24 protein-coding genes are annotated in these 18,419 nt (G+C 64.1%); 15 read left to right on the top strand and 9 right to left on the bottom strand.

All coding sequences use genetic code 11. The annotated features are described in order from the left end of the window. The first annotated feature begins 101 nt into the window (after positions 1–101). A complete protein-coding gene (locus MB818_RS12765) occupies positions 102–587 on the top strand; it encodes an RNA pyrophosphohydrolase (RefSeq protein WP_234137127.1) in 486 nt (161 codons plus the stop codon). Here MB818_RS12765 and MB818_RS12760 read toward each other — a convergent pair. Further along, positions 545–1,453: an EamA family transporter gene (locus tag MB818_RS12760; RefSeq protein WP_234216139.1), complete on the bottom strand. Its 909-nt coding sequence runs from the start codon at positions 1,451–1,453 to the stop codon at positions 545–547. The two genes, MB818_RS12765 and MB818_RS12760, sit on opposite strands and share 43 nt — an antisense overlap. Before the next feature lie 83 nt (positions 1,454–1,536). On the opposite strand from MB818_RS12760, the gene MB818_RS12755 reads away from it, so the two are divergent. Continuing rightward, positions 1,537–2,046, top strand: coding sequence for a MarR family winged helix-turn-helix transcriptional regulator (locus tag MB818_RS12755; RefSeq protein WP_234216140.1), 510 nt, complete (start codon positions 1,537–1,539; stop codon positions 2,044–2,046). Positions 2,047–2,157: 111 nt separating this feature from the next. Here MB818_RS12755 and MB818_RS12750 read toward each other — a convergent pair whose 3' ends face one another. The 4 genes from MB818_RS12750 to MB818_RS12735 are packed head-to-tail and all read right to left on the bottom strand — an operon-like array spanning position 2,158 to position 4,932. Next, a complete protein-coding gene (locus MB818_RS12750) occupies positions 2,158–3,144 on the bottom strand; it encodes an adenosine kinase (RefSeq protein WP_234216141.1) in 987 nt (328 codons plus the stop codon). Next, complete coding sequence (nth, locus tag MB818_RS12745) at positions 3,141–3,785, bottom strand: endonuclease III (RefSeq protein WP_234137123.1); 645 nt, start codon at positions 3,783–3,785, stop codon at positions 3,141–3,143. Before nth ends, MB818_RS12750 begins: the two co-directional genes overlap by 4 nt. 51 nt (positions 3,786–3,836) lie before the next feature. Then, on the bottom strand, positions 3,837–4,481 hold the full coding sequence (locus MB818_RS12740) for a cysteine hydrolase family protein (RefSeq protein ID WP_238905296.1): 645 nt from the start codon (positions 4,479–4,481) through the stop codon (positions 3,837–3,839). Between the two features lies 1 nt (position 4,482). After that, positions 4,483–4,932 (bottom strand): MarR family winged helix-turn-helix transcriptional regulator, encoded by a 450-nt coding sequence (locus tag MB818_RS12735; protein WP_234165540.1) that lies wholly within the window; start codon positions 4,930–4,932, stop codon positions 4,483–4,485. A 121-nt stretch (positions 4,933–5,053) separates the two neighbouring features. Between MB818_RS12735 and MB818_RS12730 the strand changes: the two genes are divergently transcribed. The 6 genes from MB818_RS12730 (at position 5,054) to MB818_RS12705 (ending at position 9,440) form a co-directional block, all read left to right on the top strand. Then, the gene (locus MB818_RS12730; protein ID WP_234176241.1) at positions 5,054–5,905 is read left to right on the top strand and encodes a methylated-DNA--[protein]-cysteine S-methyltransferase; all 852 of its coding nucleotides are present in this window, start codon (positions 5,054–5,056) and stop codon (positions 5,903–5,905) included. Between the two features lie 269 nt (positions 5,906–6,174). Then, positions 6,175–6,873 carry a helix-turn-helix transcriptional regulator gene (locus MB818_RS12725; RefSeq protein ID WP_234176239.1) on the top strand — a complete coding sequence of 233 codons (699 nt, stop codon included), beginning with the start codon at positions 6,175–6,177 and terminating at the stop codon, positions 6,871–6,873. Positions 6,874–7,000: 127 nt separating this feature from the next. Beyond that, complete coding sequence (locus tag MB818_RS12720; protein WP_234171500.1) at positions 7,001–7,666, top strand: YiaD family glycine zipper/OmpA-like lipoprotein; 666 nt, start codon at positions 7,001–7,003, stop codon at positions 7,664–7,666. Between the two features lie 153 nt (positions 7,667–7,819). Beyond that, positions 7,820–8,176 (top strand): MerR family transcriptional regulator, encoded by a 357-nt coding sequence (locus MB818_RS12715; RefSeq protein WP_234144534.1) that lies wholly within the window; start codon positions 7,820–7,822, stop codon positions 8,174–8,176. Between the two features lies 1 nt (position 8,177). Further along, positions 8,178–8,777, top strand: coding sequence for a short chain dehydrogenase (locus tag MB818_RS12710; RefSeq protein ID WP_234176235.1), 600 nt, complete (start codon positions 8,178–8,180; stop codon positions 8,775–8,777). Positions 8,778–8,897: 120 nt separating this feature from the next. Beyond that, the gene (locus MB818_RS12705; RefSeq protein ID WP_234137114.1) at positions 8,898–9,440 is read left to right on the top strand and encodes an NADPH-dependent FMN reductase; all 543 of its coding nucleotides are present in this window, start codon (positions 8,898–8,900) and stop codon (positions 9,438–9,440) included. Between the two features lie 177 nt (positions 9,441–9,617). Here the strand turns inward: MB818_RS12705 and MB818_RS12700 are convergent, their stop codons facing one another. Then, a complete protein-coding gene (locus MB818_RS12700) occupies positions 9,618–10,823 on the bottom strand; it encodes a hypothetical protein (RefSeq protein ID WP_238905294.1) in 1,206 nt (401 codons plus the stop codon). Between the two features lie 149 nt (positions 10,824–10,972). Between MB818_RS12700 and MB818_RS12695 the strand changes: the two genes are divergently transcribed. From MB818_RS12695 to MB818_RS12680, 4 genes are all read left to right on the top strand, one after another. Then, positions 10,973–11,317 carry a YbaB/EbfC family nucleoid-associated protein gene (locus MB818_RS12695; protein ID WP_234144530.1) on the top strand — a complete coding sequence of 115 codons (345 nt, stop codon included), beginning with the start codon at positions 10,973–10,975 and terminating at the stop codon, positions 11,315–11,317. A gap of 74 nt (positions 11,318–11,391) precedes the next feature. Next, positions 11,392–11,988 carry a recombination mediator RecR gene (recR, locus tag MB818_RS12690; protein ID WP_234171493.1) on the top strand — a complete coding sequence of 199 codons (597 nt, stop codon included), beginning with the start codon at positions 11,392–11,394 and terminating at the stop codon, positions 11,986–11,988. 60 nt (positions 11,989–12,048) lie between these two features. After that, positions 12,049–12,744 carry a substrate-binding domain-containing protein gene (locus MB818_RS12685; RefSeq protein WP_238905292.1) on the top strand — a complete coding sequence of 232 codons (696 nt, stop codon included), beginning with the start codon at positions 12,049–12,051 and terminating at the stop codon, positions 12,742–12,744. 182 nt (positions 12,745–12,926) lie between these two features. Next, positions 12,927–13,415, top strand: a complete 489-nt coding sequence (locus tag MB818_RS12680; protein ID WP_234137109.1) for a hypothetical protein — start codon at positions 12,927–12,929, stop codon at positions 13,413–13,415. A gap of 7 nt (positions 13,416–13,422) precedes the next feature. On the opposite strand, the gene MB818_RS12675 is transcribed toward MB818_RS12680, so the two are convergent. Beyond that, entirely contained in the window at positions 13,423–14,052 is a 630-nt protein-coding gene (locus MB818_RS12675) for a ribonuclease T2 family protein (RefSeq protein ID WP_234137108.1), read from the bottom strand. Between the two features lie 127 nt (positions 14,053–14,179). On the opposite strand from MB818_RS12675, the gene MB818_RS12670 reads away from it, so the two are divergent. After that, positions 14,180–14,956: a DUF1013 domain-containing protein gene (locus tag MB818_RS12670; RefSeq protein WP_234137107.1), complete on the top strand. Its 777-nt coding sequence runs from the start codon at positions 14,180–14,182 to the stop codon at positions 14,954–14,956. A 49-nt stretch (positions 14,957–15,005) separates the two neighbouring features. Continuing rightward, complete coding sequence (locus tag MB818_RS12665; RefSeq protein ID WP_234137106.1) at positions 15,006–15,398, top strand: hypothetical protein; 393 nt, start codon at positions 15,006–15,008, stop codon at positions 15,396–15,398. 5 nt (positions 15,399–15,403) lie between these two features. Here MB818_RS12665 and MB818_RS12660 read toward each other — a convergent pair whose 3' ends face one another. Together MB818_RS12660 and MB818_RS12655 are read right to left on the bottom strand one after the other, a co-directional pair. Continuing rightward, positions 15,404–16,432, bottom strand: coding sequence for a permease (locus MB818_RS12660; RefSeq protein ID WP_234216148.1), 1,029 nt, complete (start codon positions 16,430–16,432; stop codon positions 15,404–15,406). Then, positions 16,425–16,742, bottom strand: coding sequence for an ArsR/SmtB family transcription factor (locus tag MB818_RS12655; RefSeq protein WP_234162861.1), 318 nt, complete (start codon positions 16,740–16,742; stop codon positions 16,425–16,427). Before MB818_RS12655 ends, MB818_RS12660 begins: the two co-directional genes overlap by 8 nt. 181 nt (positions 16,743–16,923) lie before the next feature. On the opposite strand from MB818_RS12655, the gene pdxR reads away from it, so the two are divergent. After that, positions 16,924–18,390 (top strand): MocR-like pyridoxine biosynthesis transcription factor PdxR, encoded by a 1,467-nt coding sequence (gene pdxR / locus MB818_RS12650; RefSeq protein ID WP_234137103.1) that lies wholly within the window; start codon positions 16,924–16,926, stop codon positions 18,388–18,390. Positions 18,391–18,419 lie beyond the last annotated feature (29 nt).

The raw sequence follows: 18,419 nt of genomic DNA, 5'->3' as shown, positions 1-18,419 counted from the left end.
TCACCCTAGCCCGCGCCCCTGTCACGCGAAACCCGACGTCACCCCCTTTGCCGCCGTAACGTCGCTTGCTAGACAGGGCCAACCGCAATGAAAGGCCCCGGATGACACCCGAACAGATTGCCGCGCTTCCCTATCGCCCCTGCGTGGGCGTGGTCCTGATGAATGGCGATGGGTTCGTCTTTGTCGGCCAACGCATGGACCAGAACACCGATGCCTGGCAGATGCCCCAAGGCGGGGTGGACGAGGACGAGGACCCTTATGAGGCCGCCCTGCGCGAGCTATGGGAAGAGACCGGCGTGACAGCGGATCTGGTCGAGATGGTGGCGGAAACCGAGGGCTGGTTGCCCTATGACCTGCCGCATGACCTGGTGCCGCGGATCTGGAAGGGGCGCTATCGCGGGCAGGAGCAGAAATGGTACCTGTTCCGCTTCACCGGCCGCGACGATCAGATCGACATCAAGACCGAACACCCCGAATTCAGCCGGTGGAAATGGCAGGATCCCGGCCGGTTGGTGGCCGAGATCGTGCCGTTCAAGCGTGACGTCTACGAGCGTGTCGTTGCGGCCTTTGCCCCGCATCTGGGCTGAGCAAAGCGCAGTCGCCGGGGCGCGTCCGCCGGGCGCTGCCCGATCCACACCGCGCCCAGCACGATGATCGCGCCCAACCCCTGAACCGGGCTCAGGGATTCGCCCAGCGCCAGCCAACCCAGGATCACCGCCGTCAACGGGCTGAGGATGCCGAGCAGCGAGACCGCTGCCGGTTCGATCCGCGCCAGACCGCGAAACCACAGGATATAGGTCAGCGCACCGCCGATCAGGCTGAGCCAGGCCAGCGCCGCCAGATTGATCAGGCTCAAGCCGGGCCAGTCGGGCGCGGCCAGCCAGGCCACCGGGATCATCAACAGGCCACCGGCAGTCAGCTGCCAGGCAGTGAAAGTAACCAGCGGCACATCGGGCCGCCATTTGCGGGTCAGCACCACGCCCACCGCCATCGACAGCGCGCCGCCCAGCCCGGCCAGTACGCCGATCCAATCCAGCCGCGCCTCGGGCCCCAGCAGCAACAGTGCCACACCGACGACCCCCGCCAAGGCTGACAGCACCGCTCCCAGCCGGATCTGTGTGCCCAGCGCCACCGCTGACAGGAACACGACGATCAGCGGCTGCACCGCACCCACCGTCGCCGCCACCCCGCCCGGCAGGCGATAGGCGGCAACAAAGAGCAACGACCAGAACACGGCAAAGTTCAACGCGCCCAGGATCAGCAGCCGCCCGATCCATTCGCGCGGCGGCAGTTGACGCACCAGCAGCATCAAAAGCAACCCGGCCGGCAACGCCCTGAGCAACGCCACGACAAAGGGTGAATGCGCAGGCAGGAACTGGGTGGTGACGATATAGGAACTGCCCCAGATGGCTGGGGCGATTGCGGTCAGGGCGATATCCGTTGTCCGTGACATGGGGGGCCTCATCAAATTATCTCGACGTCGAGATAACATCATTTATCTTGACGTCAAGATAAATTGCGGAAATAACCCGAATCATGGACCATGTAGACGTTATCATCCGGCAATGGGCGGCCGAGCGCCCCGACCTCGACACGCGGGCAATGGCGGTGATCGGCCGGGTCGCGCGGCTGTCGATGGCTTTTGGACAGGGGATGCAGGAAAACTTTGCCCGCAACGGGCTGAATGCGGCCAAGTTCGACGTTCTGGCCACGCTCTTGCGCTCGGGTCCGCCTTATGCGCTTTCCCCCGGCGCGCTGCTCGATGCCACCATGGTCGCCTCGGGCACCATGACCAACCGGATCGACCGGCTGGAACAGGACGGACTGGTCGAACGCCGCAAGAACCCCGATGACAGCCGCAGCGTGATCATTGCGCTCACCCCCAGGGGGCTGACCCTGATCAACGAGATGATGGCCGCCCATGTAGCGACGCAGGCGCAGCTCTTGGAGGGATTGACGACAGAGGAACAAGCGGCTCTGTCCACCCTGCTGGCCAAGGCACTTCGCAGCGCCGAGACGGCAAACGCGCGCGCCGCTCAGGTGTAGCCGGACCTCCGGAGGACTCCCAGCCTCAGCCTCTGCTTCTTTCTGGTCGAAAATACTCCGGGGTGAATTGCCCGCAGGGCAAGAGGGGCAGCGCCCCTCCCGGGCCCGGGATCAGAGCAGCCCGTTTTCCTTCAGCAGCTCGACCATATTCGTCTCGGGGCGCGGGCCGATATGGCTGATCACCTCGCGGGCGCAGACATTGCCGATCCGGGCACAGGTCTCGTAATCGCGGCCCGTGGCCATGCCAAACAGGAAGCCCGCAGCGAACTGGTCGCCCGCGCCGGTGGCATCCACCGGCACCACCTTTTCCACCGGCACGTCGATGCGCACCGTGCCGTCCATCACCGTCACCCCGTCGCCCGAACGGGTGCACACGACCAGCGGGCAGATGCCCGAGGTCAGCATCAGCGCATCGTCCAGATGGTCGGTCTCGAACAGCGACTGGATTTCGGCCTCGTTGCCGATCACGAAATCCAGATCGTGCTGGATCAGCGACAGGAAATCGGCCCGGTGCCGGTCGACACAGAAGGGATCGGAAATCGCGATCCCCGCCTTGCCACCCGCCGCGCGGGTTGCCCGCGCCGCCTCGCGAAACGCGGATTTCCCGGCATCATGGTCGAACAGATAGCCTTCGAGGAACATCAGTTTGGCATTGCCCGTCACCTGCTCGGGCACATCCGCCGAGCTTAGCGTGGTCGAGATACCCAGATAGGTGTTCATCGACCGCTCGCCATCGGGCGAGACAAAGATCATCGAGCGCGAGGTCGCCAGTTCACCCGCCACGGGCGGGTTGACGAAGTCGATACCGCCCTCGTTCATCGCGTCGGCATAGAAATGACCCAGCGCATCGTCGCGCACCCGCCCGATAAACGCCGTATCCAGACCCAGCGCGCCCGCGCCCGCGATGGTGTTGGCAACCGAACCGCCCGGCGTCTGCACCCGCTCCTTCATCGAGGCATAGAGCACCTCGCCGCGCTCCTGCTCGATCAGTTGCATGATGCCCTTCTCGATCCCCATCAGGTCGAGAAAGCTGTCATCGGCTTGCGAGATCACATCGACAACGGCATTGCCGATGCCAACGACATCGTAGGTCTTCATAGGGTCTTGTCCTCGAATTGGCACAGATCACGGATGAGGCAGGTGCCGCACATCGGCTTTCTGGCTTTGCAATGGTAACGGCCGTGCAGGATCAGCCAGTGATGCGCGTGCTGCTGGAAATCGGCCGGGATATTGTCCTCGATGGCGCGCTCGACCGCGTCCACATCCTTGCCCGGACAGATGCCGGTACGGTTGCCGACGCGAAAGATATGGGTGTCCACCGCCTGCGCCGGGATGCGCCACCACATGTTCAGCACCACATTGGCGGTCTTGCGACCGACACCGGGCAGCGATTGCAGCGCGGCGCGCGAATTGGGTACTTCGCCGCCATATTGCTCGACAAGGATGCGACTCAGCTTGATCACGTTCTTGGCCTTCTGACGGAACAGGCCAATGGTCTTGATATGCTCGGTCACGCCCTCTTCGCCCAGCGCCAGCATCTTTTCCGGCGTGTCGGCGATCTTGAACAATTCGCGGGTGGCCTTGTTCACGCCCGCATCGGTGGCCTGCGCGCTCAGCGCGACCGCTACCACCAGCGTATAGGCGTTCACATGCTCCAGCTCGCCCTTGGGTTCGGGATCGGCGGCCTGAAACCGGGTAAAGATCTCGCGGATCGTGTGGTAATCGAGTTGTTTTGCCATCCGGGCCTTAATGCCCTGACAGACACTCCCCCGCAATTGAAAAGGCAGTGCCTAGGCCTCCGTCGCGCCCAATTCCGCCCCGGCTGCCGTCAGGTTTTGCTGTACCTTTGACCATTCGGCATCATTGGCCGCAAGCACTGCCTTGGGGTCGATCCGCACCGCATATCCCCGGTTCAGAGCGCCAAACGCAGTGTTCTTGACACAGTGACAGCCATCCAGACCGGTCAGGATCAGGGTGCCGATCCGGTTTTCCTCCAAGTATCGCTCCAACGCGGGTTCGGAAAAGGCATCGCCCATGGATTTCTCGAACTCGATGTCAGGCACCAGTCCCAGGCGTGGGTCCAGCCCGATGCCCGTCGACCCGGCATTGCCGCGCCCCTGATTGAACCAGCCGTTCAACAGCCGGGCCAGCCCGGCCTTGTACACCTGCCGGATCGCGATCACCGGCACACCTGCCTGTCGCGCCGCATCCACCGCTGTTCCGATGTTCTCTATCGCGGTGTCCAGCTGTGGGGATTGCCACACCGGCAGCGAGGTGAAATCGGTCTGCATGTCGATCACCACCAGTGCCGTTCCGGGACGGGTGGCGCGCTCGATGACAGGCCCTTTGGTTGGCGACCCGATCTTGCGGATCTCCAGCAGGATATAGAGAGCCGCGATCACGATCCCGGCGGCGAATATCCAGAGAAAGGACATGTCAAGCCTCCTTGGCCAAGTCTGCAAAGAACCGGGTCAGGGCAAGCTGCACCTTGTGATAGGCGGCAAGCTCGGCGGGTGAGAACCCCTCGGAGAAAAGCGCCAGCTTCGCCATCTCATCCGCCCGGATCGCGGTGATGATGGCCTCCCCCCTCGGGGTCAGCCAATAGCGGGGGGACCGCGCGTGTTCGGGATTGGTATGCCGCTCGATCAGCCCGGCGCGCTGCACCTCTTGCAGGATGCGCGAGATATATTGCCGCTTCATCTGCAACGTGGCGCCCAGTTGCGGCGCCGTAGCGCCGGGGGTCAGCGACAGACCTTCAAGAATGGCGCGCTGTCCCACGGTTACGCCCTCGCGCATACTCCCCCGCTCCACCGCTGCCGTGATGTTGCGCAACAGCGGCCGCGTGGCCTGTACCGCCTGATAAAGCTGATCGGGTTCATGTGTCATGCCCGCAGTACTGGACCGGTGAGCATGATTCGTCAACTCAGTTGACAAATATTTGCACAGGTTCCGGGTCGCGACAACGGCGCCCGCGCGCTACTCTCCAGTTCAGACAAAGAGGTGCGACATGAATGTTCAGACGATGGAAGAGGGCTATCACTATGGCGTCATCCGCCGCGCGATCGAACTGATCGACGCAGGCGGCGAGAGCATGTCGCTGGACGATTTGGCTGCCCGGATGAACATGAGCCCCGCGCATTTCCAGCGCATCTTTTCGCGCTGGGTCGGGGTCTCGCCCAAGAAATACCAGCAATACCTGACGCTGGGCCATGCCAAGGCGCTGCTTGAGGAACGGTTCACTCTGCTCGAAGCCGCCCAGAATGTGGGCCTCTCGGGCACCGGGCGCCTGCACGACCTCTTCGTCCGGTGGGAGGCGATGAGCCCCGGCGACTATGCCCGCAAGGGCGCGGATCTGACGATCTACTGGGGCTGGTTCGAAAGCCCCTTTGGCCCCGCACTGGTCATGGGAACCGAGCGCGGCATCTGCGGCATCGGCTTTGCCGCCGAGGCGGGGGCCGAGGCCACGATGCAGGATTTGTTGTCGCGCTGGCCACAGGCCACCTTCGTCGAGGATCCGATGCGCCTGCGCCCTTGGGCGCTCAGCGCCTTTGGCGCCGCCAGCGACCGGCTGGAGCCGGTGCCGCTCTACCTGATCGGTGCGCCCTTGCAGATCAAGGTCTGGGAGGCGCTCTTGCGCATCCCTTCGGGCCAGGTCACCACCTATGGCGAACTGGCCCAGTCCATCGGACAGCCGCGCGCGGTGCGCGCGGTGGGCACGGCGGTGGGGCGCAACCCGGTCAGCTGGCTGATCCCCTGCCACCGCGCCCTGCGCAAATCCGGCGGACTGGGCGGCTATCACTGGGGTCTGCCGGTGAAACGTGCCATGCTGGCCTGGGAAGCGGCCCGCAGCGAGGCCTAGCGCCAGCGCGCCGCCATCCAGCGCAACAGATGCAACCGCCTCGACGGGACCGCGCGCCGGGCGGCAAGCCCTCTCTCGGTCTCCCAATTGCGCAGTGTTTTGGGCTTGCTCCAACGCTCCAGTCTGAGGGCCATCAGGACATGGTGGTCGCGGCTTGGCATGGTCGGTCTCCTATGGGTGTCGATACGCCCGCCATCAGACCGCAACCCTGCTGACACCCCGTTGTCAGGGGGCTGTGCTAAGGTGTCAGCAGTGTTCCAGAGGATCCCATGCGCCGCTCCACCCGTTTGTTCGAAATCATCCAGATCCTGCGCGCCGCCACCGCGCCCATGACCGCCGAGGATCTGGCCGCGCGGCTCGAGGTCTCGGCCCGCACCGTCTATCGCGATATCGCGGCGCTTCAGGCCATGCGCACCCCGATCGAGGGCGCGGCGGGCCTGGGTTACGTTATGCGCGGCGGCTATGACCTGCCGCCGCTCAACTTCGACCAGGAAGAGGTCGAGGCGCTGCGCGTCGGCCTCTCGATGCTGGCCCGCACCGGCGACAGCGCCCTGCAACAGGCCGCAGAACGGGTTTGCGCCAAGATCGACGCGCTGCACGATCCGGCCGACTGGCTGCGGGTGGCGCCCTGGGGCGCGCCCGCCGACGATCCCGGACGGGGCTGTACCCCCATCGCATTGTTGCGTCAGGCCGTGCGCGAGGCACGCAAGCTCAGGATCGAGTATCGCAGCGGCGACGGCAGCCGCACGCTGCGCGCGCTGCGCCCGGTCGGGCTGATCTATCACCTCGACTGCACCATGCTGGCGGGTTGGTGCGAGCTGCGCAACGGGTTCCGCCATTTCCGAACCGACCGGATCTGGGCCTGCGACCTGCTGCCCGACAGCTTTGCCCCGCAGGCGGCAGCCCTGCGCCAGCTCTGGCAGGATCAAAGCCGCTGGGACGAGGCCGCCGCGGCCAGCGCGCGGTAGGGCGATGCGCAAGGAATCGCCGATTTCACCGCTTTGTTGCTTGTTTGTACCGGCCCGCCCAGTGATATACTTGGGGCAAAAGCAACAAATCCCGCGGCAATCGGGACCAGGAGCAGAAGGTGAACCCATGACCAAGACAAAACTTACACTCGCCACCGGGCTGGCAGTCGTTCTGGCGCTGGGCGCCTGCACAGACCCGGCCTCGCTCAGCACCAATACCGACCCTAATCGGCAGGCCAAGCAGGGTGCGCTGATCGGCGGTATCCTCGGGGCCGGTGTTGGTGCCATCGCCAACGATTCCAATCCCGGCCTGGGTGCACTGGCCGGTGCGGCCATCGGGGCCGCCGGTGGCGGATTGATCGGCAACCAGCTGGACAAGCAGGCCGCCGAACTGCGTCAGGAACTGGCCAATGACGGCATCACCATCACCAATACCGGCGACCGTCTGGTTGTGAGCGTGCCGAATGACATCACGTTTGACACCGACAGCGCCACGGTGCGTCCGGCCCTGCGGTCGGATCTGCAAAAGGTCGCGGCGCATCTGGTCCGCTATCCGAAATCGACGGTGCAGGTCATCGGCCATACCGACAGCGACGGCGAGGCCGCCTATAATCAGGGTCTGTCCGAGCGGCGCGCTGGCGCCGTGGCCGACATCCTGCAGGCGGGTGGCGTGACCTATGACCGGATCTCGACCCTGGGCATGGGCGAGAACAACCCGATCGCCTCGAACCTGACGCCCGAGGGCAAGGCCCAGAACCGGCGTGTCGAGATCGTGGTGATCCCGCGCAACTGATCGGGGCAACAAGCCCAGGCACTCAAACCCCGCGCCTCGCAAGGCGCGGGGTTTCGCGTTTCCGCCGGTGTCTCTAACAATCCGCAGAAACCGCTTGATCTGGAGCCGCTCAAGGGCGGTAGGCTTGGGAAAACCCAACGGCGGAGATCGCGGATGAAGATTGCAGAGGCTGCCGCCAGATCCGGTTTGAGCATCGACACGATCCGTTTCTACGAGCGTTCGGGGCTGCTGCCCCCGATTGCGCGCGGCGCTGACGGGATGCGGCGGTTTTCACCCGAAACGGCGGACTGGCTCAGACTGCTCGCCTCCTTGCGCGAAACCGGGATGGAACTGCGCGCGATGCGCCGCTTTGCCGAGCTCTACCGGCAGGGCGATGCCACCATCCCCGAGCGGCGCCGGATGTTGCAGGAGCATGCCGCCAACCTTGAACTGCGCCGGGCCGCGCTTGACCGCTGCGCCGCGCTGCTGGCGCACAAGTTGCAGAGATATTCCGAGATCGAAGGAGGATGAGATGCGGATCATTGTGGTTGGGGCCGAAGGCGACGTCGGCAGGGCGGTTTGCAAGGAATTGGGCAGTCGGCACGAGCTTATTCGGGCCGGGCGCAGCCGGGGTGACGTGACGGTCGATATTGCCGACCCTCAGTCGGTCGCCGCGATGTATACCCGGACCGGCATGGTCGACGCGGTGGTCTCGACAGCCGGAGAGGTACATTTCGGCGCCTTGTGTGAGTTCACGCGCGAGACCTTCATGATCGGATTGCGAAACAAGGTGATGGGCCAGATCAACCTGGTGCTGGGTGGGTTCGACCATGTGGCCGAAGGCGGGTCCTTTACGCTGACAAGCGGCGTTCTCGACCGCGATCCGATCCCGATGGGCGCCGGTGCGGCGACCGCGAATGGCGCCCTTGGCGGATTTGTCGTGGGCGCGGCGATCGAAATGCCACGCCGGCAACGGATCAACGTGGTCAGTCCCGGTCTGCTGGATGTCTCTGTTCCCCGCTATGGCGCGTGGTTTCCCGGGCATGAACCGGTGGCCGCCGGTCGGGTTGGCCGGGCCTTTGCCAAAAGTGTCGAGGGCGCATTGACCGGGAAGGTGATCATCGTCGGCTGAACCAAGGCAGATCGCGCCCATGGACCCCTGCATATTTGAACAACGCTTGCGCGGGGTCAGGGGTTTGGATCGGCGGGATTGCCCTCTAGGTAAAAGGGGACGCAGAAACAGGAGAACCCGATGACCGACCTCACCCTGCTGGGCCTCAGCGGCGCCTTGCGCGCGGCCTCGACCAACCGCAAACTGCTGCGCGAGGCGGCGCGGCTTTTCGGACCCGCAAGCTATACCGAGGCCGATCTGAACCTGCCTCTCTACGATGGCGACAACGAAGCCGCCGACGGCATTCCAGAGGTCGTTCAGCGCCTTGCCGATCAGATCGCTGCTGCGGACGCGGTGATCATATCGACGCCGGAATACAACAAGGGGCCGTCCGGCGCGCTGAAGAATGCGCTCGACTGGGTCAGCCGGACCAGTGGCAAGCCCTGGGCTGACAAGCCGGTTGCAGTGATGTCAGCGGCAGGTGGCCGGGCCGGGGGCGAGCGCGCGCAGGCGGTTCTGCGCGGCTTCATTGTGCCGTTCCAGCCGCGCCTTGTGACTGGCCCCGAGGTGCATTTGGCCGACAGTTCAAACCAGTTCGACGAGAACGGCCAACTGACCAGCGCGCTCTATGTCCAGACTTTGCAGACGCTGATGGACAAGCTGCGAACCGAGGCACAGCGTTGAACCGAAATATGACTTAATACCGGCTGGCGCGGCTTTGGCCGCCGCGCCAGTCTGGCTCTTTCAGCCTAGCTAGGCACTGAACACGGGACAGCCCGGTCTTGTCCGAACTTCGGGCGCAGGGCGATATTGCACCAGCTGTCGCACCCATTTCGGTCCGATCGACCGGGTGTTGCAAGCCTAGGCGGTTGGATCAACGGCCTGTGCCTTGATCCACCGATCAAACCGCCACATGCCCCAGGCAATCGGGATCAGGGCCAGCCCGCCGATGACATAGGCCAGCGGTTCGTCTCCAAAGCTTTCGAATATCTGGGTATAGGCGTGGATCACGCCGAACACGAGCGAGGCGTTGAACAGCCCCCGGTTACCGCGATGCGCCGACCAGAACAACAGCGCCACCAGCGCCCCCGCCCACAGCACCGAATAGACGCCCTCGGAAATGACCAAGGCGTTGTCGCGAAAGGCGTCGCGCGCCCTGGAATAGGCATCCCAGGCGTCTTCAGTCCAGACCATCGGCTCTGACGGACCCCAGATCGTCTCGCCCACCACATCGCCCCAGAGCGAGCCAACCAGCGCACAAAGATTGGCAACGACAAAGCCCAGCATTGCGAGGATGCGCGCATGCCGCGCGCTGCGTTCGCCAAACCGCCCGGCGACCCAGAGACAGGCCGCCAGCAGCACCGCCATTTGCAGGATCGAAAGCGTCGATTCCGGCGAATAGAACACATAGGCCGCGTGGAAGTAAAAGGTGCCGGTATCCAGCATCTGGGCAAAGGGAACGATGGCCAGCGCCGTGATCAGCCGCACGTCCAGCAGCCATCCGCCCGCCAACAGCAAAGCCGCCGTATAAAGATAAAACAGGCTGACCGGCAGGCCCGACACCCCGTTGTCGGCAATCAGATACCCCAGCCCGCCGACATGCATCGCCAGCCCCATCAGGGCCACCGCCCCGGTGACGAACGGCGCCCGCACCAGATCACGGACAAAGGCAAGTGTCGCCCCGGCCATGATCAGTCCGCCCAGAACACTCAGCACCTGGCCCGCGATCTGCGGATGGTTCGACACCAGCTCGACCGTACCGCCGCCACACAGCATCCCGGCCCCGATCAGCGCCGCGGCATTGCCGAACATCCGCAAGTCGCCGCCGCCACGCGACAGAGTGCCAAACCCGCCCGCCAGCAACAAAAGCCCCACCACCGCCACTGCCAGCGGATCCTGCAACCACAGGATCAGCCCGCCCGTCGCTGACAGGATACCCAGGCACAGGACCGTGTTGATACCCAGTGTCACCATCGCCTGCCGCGATCGCGCCTCGATCTCGCGCGCGGCCTCCGGGGTGATCACCGCGTCGTCAACCAGCTTGTCCGTATCTGCAACCGCGAACATGGCAGCCCTCCTCCCGCGATCCGGGTGCCGGCAAGACTAGCACCGAACGGGGCCAAAGACAGCCGGTTGCGCTTCCGCGCCGGGATAGGCTTGTGCCGCTGGACCGGCGCCCGTATCTAGGCGCAAACCGGATTTGCAGGAGACACCCAATGTTCAAAGGACTCGGCGGCCTTGGCGATATGGCCAAGATGATGAAATCGGCGCAGGAATTGCAGACCAAGATGGCTCAGATGCAAGAGGACCTGAACAGCATTCTGGTCACCGGCGAATCCGGGGCCGGGCTGGTCAAGGCCACCGCCACCGCCAAGGGCGAGCTGAAGGGGCTGGATATCGACCCCTCTATCTTCAACGGAGACGACAAGGAAGTGGTCGAGGACCTGATCCTGGCTGCCATCAAGGACGCCCAGGCCAAGGCCGCCGAAAAGGCGCAAGAGGAAATGGCCGCCCTGACCGAAGGCATGGGCCTGCCCAAGGATATCAAACTGCCGTTCTGACACGGTGGCGTTCCCTTTGTGGTAAACTGCGGGCATGATCGCGTCAGAGCGGGGGAGCGCACGGGAAACAGGACATGGCCGGATCGACCAAGGATATCGACGCGCTGATCGAGCTGATGGCGCGTTTGCCCGGGCTGGGCCCGCGCTCGGCCCGGCGCGCGGTGCTGCACCTGATCCGCAAGCGGGCGCTGCTGTTGACGCCGCTGGCCGATCTGATGGGGCAGGTGGCGGCCACCGCCCGTGAATGCCTAAACTGCGGCAATGTCGGCACCTCTGACATCTGCGACATCTGCACCGATGAACGGCGCGCCACCGGCGAGCTTTGCGTGGTCGAGGATGTGGCCGATCTGTGGGCAATGGAACGTTCGGGCGTCTTCAAAGGCCGCTATCACGTGCTGGGCGGCACCCTGTCGGCGCTGGATGGGGTCGGTCCCGAGGAATTGCGTATCCCCCGCTTGGCGGATCGGGTCACCGCCGAGTCGATCTCGGAGGTGATCCTGGCGCTGAACGCCACCATCGACGGTCAGACCACGGCGCATTACATCGCCGATCAGCTGGGCGGCCGGGTGCGGCTGACCTCCTTGGCGCAGGGGGTGCCGATCGGTGGCGAACTCGACTATCTCGACGACGGCACCATTTCGGCCGCGATGCGCGCCCGCAAGGATCTCTAGCCCGGTTTCCAAAAGGCCAGTACTTTGACCCAGAGGGTAGGTCGCCAAAAGGGCCCGGCAATGACAACAGCCAGTCTGCACATCTTCGTGCCCACAGCGCTCCGGGGATTGATGGCGCGCCTCGGCCCGCGCCTCGACGCGGCAGCGGGCCGACCGGTGACACAGATCATCGACCTCAACCCGCGGATACCCGAGCGCATCGCAGCCGGCGAAGCCTACGATATCGGGCTGACCAATCCCGAATATGTCCCCGCCCTGATCGCCAGCCGCCATGTCGATGCTACCACGCACCGGCCCTTTGGCCGGGTGCCGCTTGCGGTCGGCTGCCGGGCAGGTGCCAAGGCAGAGCCCCTCCGGCACGCGCCCGCTATCGCCGATCTTTTCCGGCGGGCGGACAGCATCGCCTATACCGGCGCGGGCACCAGCGGCCGCATCTTCCTGGATGCGGTTGCGCGGCTGGGGCTGTCTGACACCCTGCGCCCCAAAAGCCGCCCGATGGGCGGCGGCGAACCGGTCGCCTCGGTCGTGGCAGGGGACACCGAACTGGCCGTAGCACCACTGTCGACGATTCTGTCGACCCCCGGTCTCGCCCCCGCTGCGGTCTTTCCCGGTGATTTCGCCACCGACATCGACATGTCGATCTTCCTCAGCCCGACACCGGGCTCAGGTGCCACCGCCGTTCTCGACCTGCTGACCTCCGGCACGCTGGATGACGAACTCGCCGCGGCGGGCGCCATGCGCTTTGGCTTTGCCTGACCGCGCCGTCATCGCTTGACTTGCCGGGGTATTCCCCGGCGCTGAACCCAATGGCCATATCATGGGGCACGCCCCAAACCAGCCGCATGAAATCGGTAACACCCGGCGGAGTTTTCCTTTTGTCCCGCGCGCTTTGCGGCTAGGTAAGGATAGAGCCTCACTCACCGCCCGGAGATGTCCCTATGACCCGCATTCTTGCCTTTGTGCTCGCCGCCGTCACTGCCACCGCCGCCTGGTCGCAGGAGCTGATCGACAAGGGATTCGTGCATGGCTGGAACCTGATGGTCGACCCGGCGCTGGGCAATGGCTGCCTGATTCAGACGGTTTACGAGGATCTCTCGGTGGTGCGGCTGGGTTATGACCGGACCGGCAATCGCGGCTATTTCACCGTGTTCAACAAGAACTGGGGCGCCATCGAGGATGGCGGCAGCTATCCCATCACCTTTGATCTGGATGGTGAGCGGTTCGAGGCCACCGCCATCGGCGCCAACAAGGGCAAGGTGCGCGGCGCAACGGTGTTCTTTACCGACCGCGAGTTCGTACATGCCATTGCCCAACGCAAGGTGATGACGGTCTATGGCGCCGAGGGGCAGGAGGTCATGGCGATCGACCTCAAAGGCACCTCTAAGGCGCTGGAATACGCGCGCGAGTGCCAGAAGGCACAGAACTGAATCGAAGTCAGCGAATCGCGTGCAACAGCGCGTCTTCGGTCCGGCAGTCGCGCACCACGTCCCGGCCACAGGGAACCGGTTTCAGGCTGTTTGACAGGCAGATGCGCACCTCGGCGATGTAACGTCCGTTACAGGTCACTGTCAGCATGTCGCGTTCCAGCTTCGGATTTGCCCTCAGAAAGGCCTCTTCGACCACCCGCGCCGGCAGTTGCACTGTCTGGTCCAGCCGCCGGAACACTTCGGGGCGGACCACGCTGTCATAGGCCTCGCGCGACAGATCGAAATAGGATTGCGCGCTCAGCCCGCTACAGGTGCCGTGTTTCTTCCATTGGTGCCAGGCCAGGCCCGAACTGCCCTGAATATCGGTCATTTCCGCTGTCATCCGGCGGGTGGGCGGGGTCTCGGAGGTGCGGCAATAGGAGGGCCAGCCATACTGGTATTGCGGCCAGAGGCCATGCAGTATCCAGCCGTGGTCATGGCGCGGGTTGCACTGGTCCTCGCCGCGTGCATCTCCGGTGGTCTCGCACCAGTTGGGGGACCAGCTGAGCGAAAGAACGTAATAGTCGAACTGGCCCGCTTTCTCGCCATCGGCCAAGGCCGAAACAGCGCTCAGAATCCAGAGAATCAACCAGCGCATTCGCTCTTTCCTTATCTGCCCCGTCCGACTATATACGCTCGGAGTTCCCCGACAACGGAAACCGCCCCAAACCCCGGGGCAGCCGATTTCCGGCGACGGGAGAGATGTATTCGCAAGGAGACAAGCCATGGCAAAACCTCTGATGGCCAAGGCAACCGCCGTCTGGCTGGTGGACAACACGACGATCAGCTTCAAGCAGATCGCCGATTTCGTCGGCATGCACGAGCTGGAAATTCAGGGCATTGCCGATGGCGATGTGGCTGCGGGCGTCAAGGGGTTCGACCCCATCGCCAACAACCAGCTGACCCAGGAAGAAATCGACAAGGCCGAACAGAATCCGCTGCACAAGCTGAAGCTCAAGTTCAACCCCGCCGCCGCTGGCGAGGAAAAGCGCCGCGGCCCCCGCTATACGCCGCTGTCGAAACGCCAGGACCGCCCGAACGCGATCCTGTGGCTGGTCAAGTTCCATCCCGAGCTGTCCGATGGCCAGATTGCCAAGCTGGTCGGCACCACCAAGCCGACGATCCAGTCGATCCGCGAGCGGACCCACTGGAACATTTCCAACATGCAGCCCATCGACCCGGTGGCGCTGGGCCTCTGCCGCCAGTCCGAACTCGACTCGGTGGTGCAAAAGGCCGCCGCCAAGAAAGCCGCCGAAGGCGGCGTGATGAGCGACGACGAGCGCCGCAAGCTCGTTTCGACCGAACAGTCGCTGGGCATGGACACCGGCCCCCGCATCCCCACTGCGATCGAGGGGCTGGAGAACTTCTCGCTGTCCGAGCCGATCAATACCAGCGATGATGACGAGGACGACCACCGTTCGGTCGCCGATGCTGACAGCTTCTTCAACCTGCCCAAGGGTGGCAAGGATGACGAAGACGAGGACGACGATCCCCGTTACTGATCGGAACCGCCCCGGCCCTGTGGCCGGGGCTTTTCACATTCGGCGACCCATGCTTGCTTTGCTTTCCAAACTGATCGGCCCACACCGGGCGGTATCCGTCTATGCCTTCCTTCACACCCGTGGCGCAGCGCTTGGTGCCGGCGCCCTGTTCGCCGCCATCATTGGTGGGCTGCTGCTGTTCGGCAGGGGAGAAGAACCTCATGAGCACGAGGCGTTTCTGACCCTCGACGTGCTTTCTCTGACCGCGCTCAACGGCGATTTGCGCAACGGAGCGCTGGTCTCGGTGCGTTTGCCCGATGGACATGCCACTTCGATCACTTCGACCGAGGGGCCGGTGGCAGCCAGCGTGACCACCACCGCTTGCGTGGAAAAGCGCGTCTATGTCACCAGTGGCGAGGCGCGCTATCGGTTGAAACTGCCCCAGTATTGCGGGGGGCAATAACCGTATCAAAGCATCTGGAAAACCAGACCGGCGATCACTGCGCCCGTTAGTCCCAGTCCGAGATAGAGCGCGAAAACACTCGGTCTTACCAGTGACCAGACAGCTGCCATCGCCGGGATCGAGCTGACTGCGCCCGCCACCATGAAGGCCATCGCTGCCCCGGCTGTCATGCCCTGTTCCATCAACCCCGCCAGAAGGGGCGGCGCCACGTAGGAATTCAGATAGGCCGGCATGCCGACCAATGCGGCGGTTGCAATGGGCACCACCCCCTCGCCACCAACCAGCCCGGCGATCACCTGCGCCGGCACATAGGTGACCAGCAGCGCTTCGATCACATAGGCCAGCGTCATCCATTTCAGCAGGAACACCCCGTTGCCGAGGAATTCGGCGCGAAAGACACGGGTGCGCTCGGGCTCGGTCCAGAACCGCCACCGCGGCGCCGTGGTTTTCGGCGCGCCACAGCCACAGCCTCGGGTCTTGGCGTTGCGCAGCGGATCGCTCAGCGCTCCGCCAGCGGACAACGCCCGCACGACAAAGCCGCCGAACAGGCCCAGCCCGACCGCTGCCACCGCCTTGCCGATGGCAAAGGGCCAGCCCAGCGCGCCCGCCGTGATCAACAGTGTCGGCGGGTCGATGAGGGGCGAGCTGAGCCAGAACGCCATCACCGCCGACAAAGGCGCTCCCAGTGCCAGCAACCCGGCGATGAACGGGATCACCTCGCAGGAGCAAAACGGTGCAAGCCCGCCGAACAGCGCCGCCAGAAGGATCATCCGCGTTTCCCGCCCCTCGAAGGCGCGCGCCACCAGGACCTCGGCGCCGGTTGCCTTGAGCCAGGCCAGCAGCAGCACGGCAAAGAGGATATAGGGCGCGGTTCCCGCCAGAGCGGCAGTTGCAAAACGGACAACAGCGACCAGTTGCGCCGGATCCAGCAGCGCCACCGCGCCAATCAGCCCAGCGGCCACCGCCCAGGGCGTTTTCAGCCATGTCGTCAGACGGCCCGGTCCGCGCCTCGGGGGAGATGTGATCTCAACCATTGTCTGTCTCCTGTATGTCGTGCCCGCATTGATCGGCGCAGCATTCCGCGATGATGAATTGCGCCAGCGCCTCAAGATGGTCGTATCGGGCGCGGTTGATGGTTTGCCGGCCCTGGCGGGTCTGTTCGATGACTCCCCCCGCCGTCAGCGCCTTGAGGTGATGGGCCAAGGTCGAGGCCGCCATGTCCGTGCGCTGCTGGATCTCGCCCACCGTCAGACCGGGACGGCCGGCCCGAACCAGTGTGCGCAAAACCTTGAGCCGCGCCACCGATCCCATGGCGGCAAATCCGCTTGCTGCTTCATCCCACATGATTGCTCCATAAATAACTACAAAACTGGTTTTATAGTTATTATTGCGGACGTCAAGACGCATCCTGTTTGGGGCGATAAGGCCAGATGGCTCGCATGCATATCTCCAACCGTCAAAGACCCTTGTCAGCGGCCTATAAGTCCAAATTGATAGCAGAATAAGTCCAATCTATTGTGAGCCCATGGCGATACCGGTCGAAACCTTCTTTCTGAAACAGGGCGCGCAGGGCACGCTTCAGGCGCAAATCCAGCAGATGATCGCCGAAGGCATCCTGTCGGGGCGTTTTCATGTGGGTGAGAAATTGCCCTCGTCGCGGCGATTGGCGACCCATCTGGGGGTCAGCCGGATCACCGTGACGCTGGCATATACAGAGTTGCTGGCGAACGATTACCTGACCTCGCGCGGGCGGTCGGGCTATTTCGTGTCCGAGAACGCGCCGATCCCGCCCAGCTATGCCCCGATGGAACGCGATCAGGAAACGGTGGACTGGTCCCGCGCCATCGCCCGCAAGTTTTCGGGCGGAGACACGTTGCAGAAGCCGGCGGATTGGCGCGACTATCGCTATCCGTTCATCTATGGCCAGGCCGATCCCACGCTGTTCGATCACGCCAACTGGCGGCTTTGCGCGGTGCGGGCGCTGGGACAAAAGGATTTTGCCTCACTCACCGCCGACTATGTCGATCAGGACGACCCGCTGCTGATCGAATTCATCGCGCGGCATACCTTGCCCCGGCGCGGTATTTCGGCCCGGCCCGAGGAAATCCTTATCACGCTCGGCGCCCAGAATGCGCTCTGGCTGGCGGCGCGGGTCTTGTTGAACCGCAGGCGCAAGGCGGCGGTCGAGGATCCCTGCTATTACGCGCTGCGCGAATTGTTGATCCAGTCGCGCTGCAATCTGGTGCCGCTGCGGGTCGATCTGGACGGGCTGCCGCCCGATGCCATCCCCGACGATACCGACGTGATCTTTACCACGCCCAGCCATCAAAGTCCGACCACCGCCACCATGCCGGTGTCGCGCCGTCATGCACTGTTGGAGCGGGCACGCGAGATCGACGCGATGATCGTCGAGGACGATTACGAGTTCGAACTGGCCTTTCTGGGCGCGCCCTCTCCGGCGCTGAAGTCGCTCGATCGCGATGGGCGTGTCGTTTATGTCGGCAGCTTCTCGAAATCGCTCTTTCCCGGGTTGCGGCTGGGCTACATGGTCGGCTCCGAGCCGTTCATCCGCGAGGCGCGCGCGCTGCGGTCGCTTGTGCTGCGCCATCCGCCGGGTCATATCCAGCGCACCGCCGCCTACTTTCTGTCGCTGGGCCACTACGACGCGCAAATCCGGCGGATGTCCTCGGTTCTGCTGCAACGACGTCAAGAGATCGAGCGTGCCATCGCCCAGCATGGTCTCAGCATCGCCGGGCGTGGTGTCTATGGTGGTTCGTCGCTCTGGATGCAGGCCCCGGTCGGGGTGGATTGCGGCGCACTTGCCATGGCTCTGCGCGGCGAAAGCGTTCATATCGAGCCTGGAGTGGCCTTCTTCTCGGGGCCGGACCGGCCCACGAACTATTATCGCCTGGGTTATTCCTCGATCCCGACCAGCCGCATCGCGCCGGGGATAGAGCGCATCGCTGGCGCCATCGCCCGTCATGCTGGGTAGGGTCTGGCCCTATCCCGGTTTTCATTCTG

It is taken from the genome of Ruegeria alba (assembly GCF_022321465.1).
GTDB lineage: Bacteria > Pseudomonadota > Alphaproteobacteria > Rhodobacterales > Rhodobacteraceae > Ruegeria_B > Ruegeria_B alba.
Note: the sequence above shows the minus strand (reverse complement) of the source record. Positions and strands in the feature narration are given on the sequence as shown.

Excerpts from the sequence above, each read along its gene's own strand:
- MB818_RS12765 (WP_234137127.1), top strand. The coding sequence starts at position 102 with ATGACACCCGAACAGATTGCCGCGCTTCCCTATCGCCCCTGCGTGGGC.
- MB818_RS12760 (WP_234216139.1), bottom strand. The coding sequence starts at position 1,453 with ATGTCACGGACAACGGATATCGCCCTGACCGCAATCGCCCCAGCCATC.
- MB818_RS12755 (WP_234216140.1), top strand. The coding sequence starts at position 1,537 with ATGGACCATGTAGACGTTATCATCCGGCAATGGGCGGCCGAGCGCCCC.
- MB818_RS12750 (WP_234216141.1), bottom strand. The coding sequence starts at position 3,144 with ATGAAGACCTACGATGTCGTTGGCATCGGCAATGCCGTTGTCGATGTG.
- nth (WP_234137123.1), bottom strand. The coding sequence starts at position 3,785 with ATGGCAAAACAACTCGATTACCACACGATCCGCGAGATCTTTACCCGG.
- MB818_RS12740 (WP_238905296.1), bottom strand. The coding sequence starts at position 4,481 with ATGTCCTTTCTCTGGATATTCGCCGCCGGGATCGTGATCGCGGCTCTC.
- MB818_RS12735 (WP_234165540.1), bottom strand. The coding sequence starts at position 4,932 with ATGACACATGAACCCGATCAGCTTTATCAGGCGGTACAGGCCACGCGG.
- MB818_RS12730 (WP_234176241.1), top strand. The coding sequence starts at position 5,054 with ATGAATGTTCAGACGATGGAAGAGGGCTATCACTATGGCGTCATCCGC.
- MB818_RS12725 (WP_234176239.1), top strand. The coding sequence starts at position 6,175 with ATGCGCCGCTCCACCCGTTTGTTCGAAATCATCCAGATCCTGCGCGCC.
- MB818_RS12720 (WP_234171500.1), top strand. The coding sequence starts at position 7,001 with ATGACCAAGACAAAACTTACACTCGCCACCGGGCTGGCAGTCGTTCTG.
- MB818_RS12715 (WP_234144534.1), top strand. The coding sequence starts at position 7,820 with ATGAAGATTGCAGAGGCTGCCGCCAGATCCGGTTTGAGCATCGACACG.
- MB818_RS12710 (WP_234176235.1), top strand. The coding sequence starts at position 8,178 with ATGCGGATCATTGTGGTTGGGGCCGAAGGCGACGTCGGCAGGGCGGTT.
- MB818_RS12705 (WP_234137114.1), top strand. The coding sequence starts at position 8,898 with ATGACCGACCTCACCCTGCTGGGCCTCAGCGGCGCCTTGCGCGCGGCC.
- MB818_RS12700 (WP_238905294.1), bottom strand. The coding sequence starts at position 10,823 with ATGTTCGCGGTTGCAGATACGGACAAGCTGGTTGACGACGCGGTGATC.
- MB818_RS12695 (WP_234144530.1), top strand. The coding sequence starts at position 10,973 with ATGTTCAAAGGACTCGGCGGCCTTGGCGATATGGCCAAGATGATGAAA.
- recR (WP_234171493.1), top strand. The coding sequence starts at position 11,392 with ATGGCCGGATCGACCAAGGATATCGACGCGCTGATCGAGCTGATGGCG.
- MB818_RS12685 (WP_238905292.1), top strand. The coding sequence starts at position 12,049 with ATGACAACAGCCAGTCTGCACATCTTCGTGCCCACAGCGCTCCGGGGA.
- MB818_RS12680 (WP_234137109.1), top strand. The coding sequence starts at position 12,927 with ATGACCCGCATTCTTGCCTTTGTGCTCGCCGCCGTCACTGCCACCGCC.
- MB818_RS12675 (WP_234137108.1), bottom strand. The coding sequence starts at position 14,052 with ATGCGCTGGTTGATTCTCTGGATTCTGAGCGCTGTTTCGGCCTTGGCC.
- MB818_RS12670 (WP_234137107.1), top strand. The coding sequence starts at position 14,180 with ATGGCAAAACCTCTGATGGCCAAGGCAACCGCCGTCTGGCTGGTGGAC.
- MB818_RS12665 (WP_234137106.1), top strand. The coding sequence starts at position 15,006 with ATGCTTGCTTTGCTTTCCAAACTGATCGGCCCACACCGGGCGGTATCC.
- MB818_RS12660 (WP_234216148.1), bottom strand. The coding sequence starts at position 16,432 with ATGGTTGAGATCACATCTCCCCCGAGGCGCGGACCGGGCCGTCTGACG.
- MB818_RS12655 (WP_234162861.1), bottom strand. The coding sequence starts at position 16,742 with ATGTGGGATGAAGCAGCAAGCGGATTTGCCGCCATGGGATCGGTGGCG.
- pdxR (WP_234137103.1), top strand. The coding sequence starts at position 16,924 with ATGGCGATACCGGTCGAAACCTTCTTTCTGAAACAGGGCGCGCAGGGC.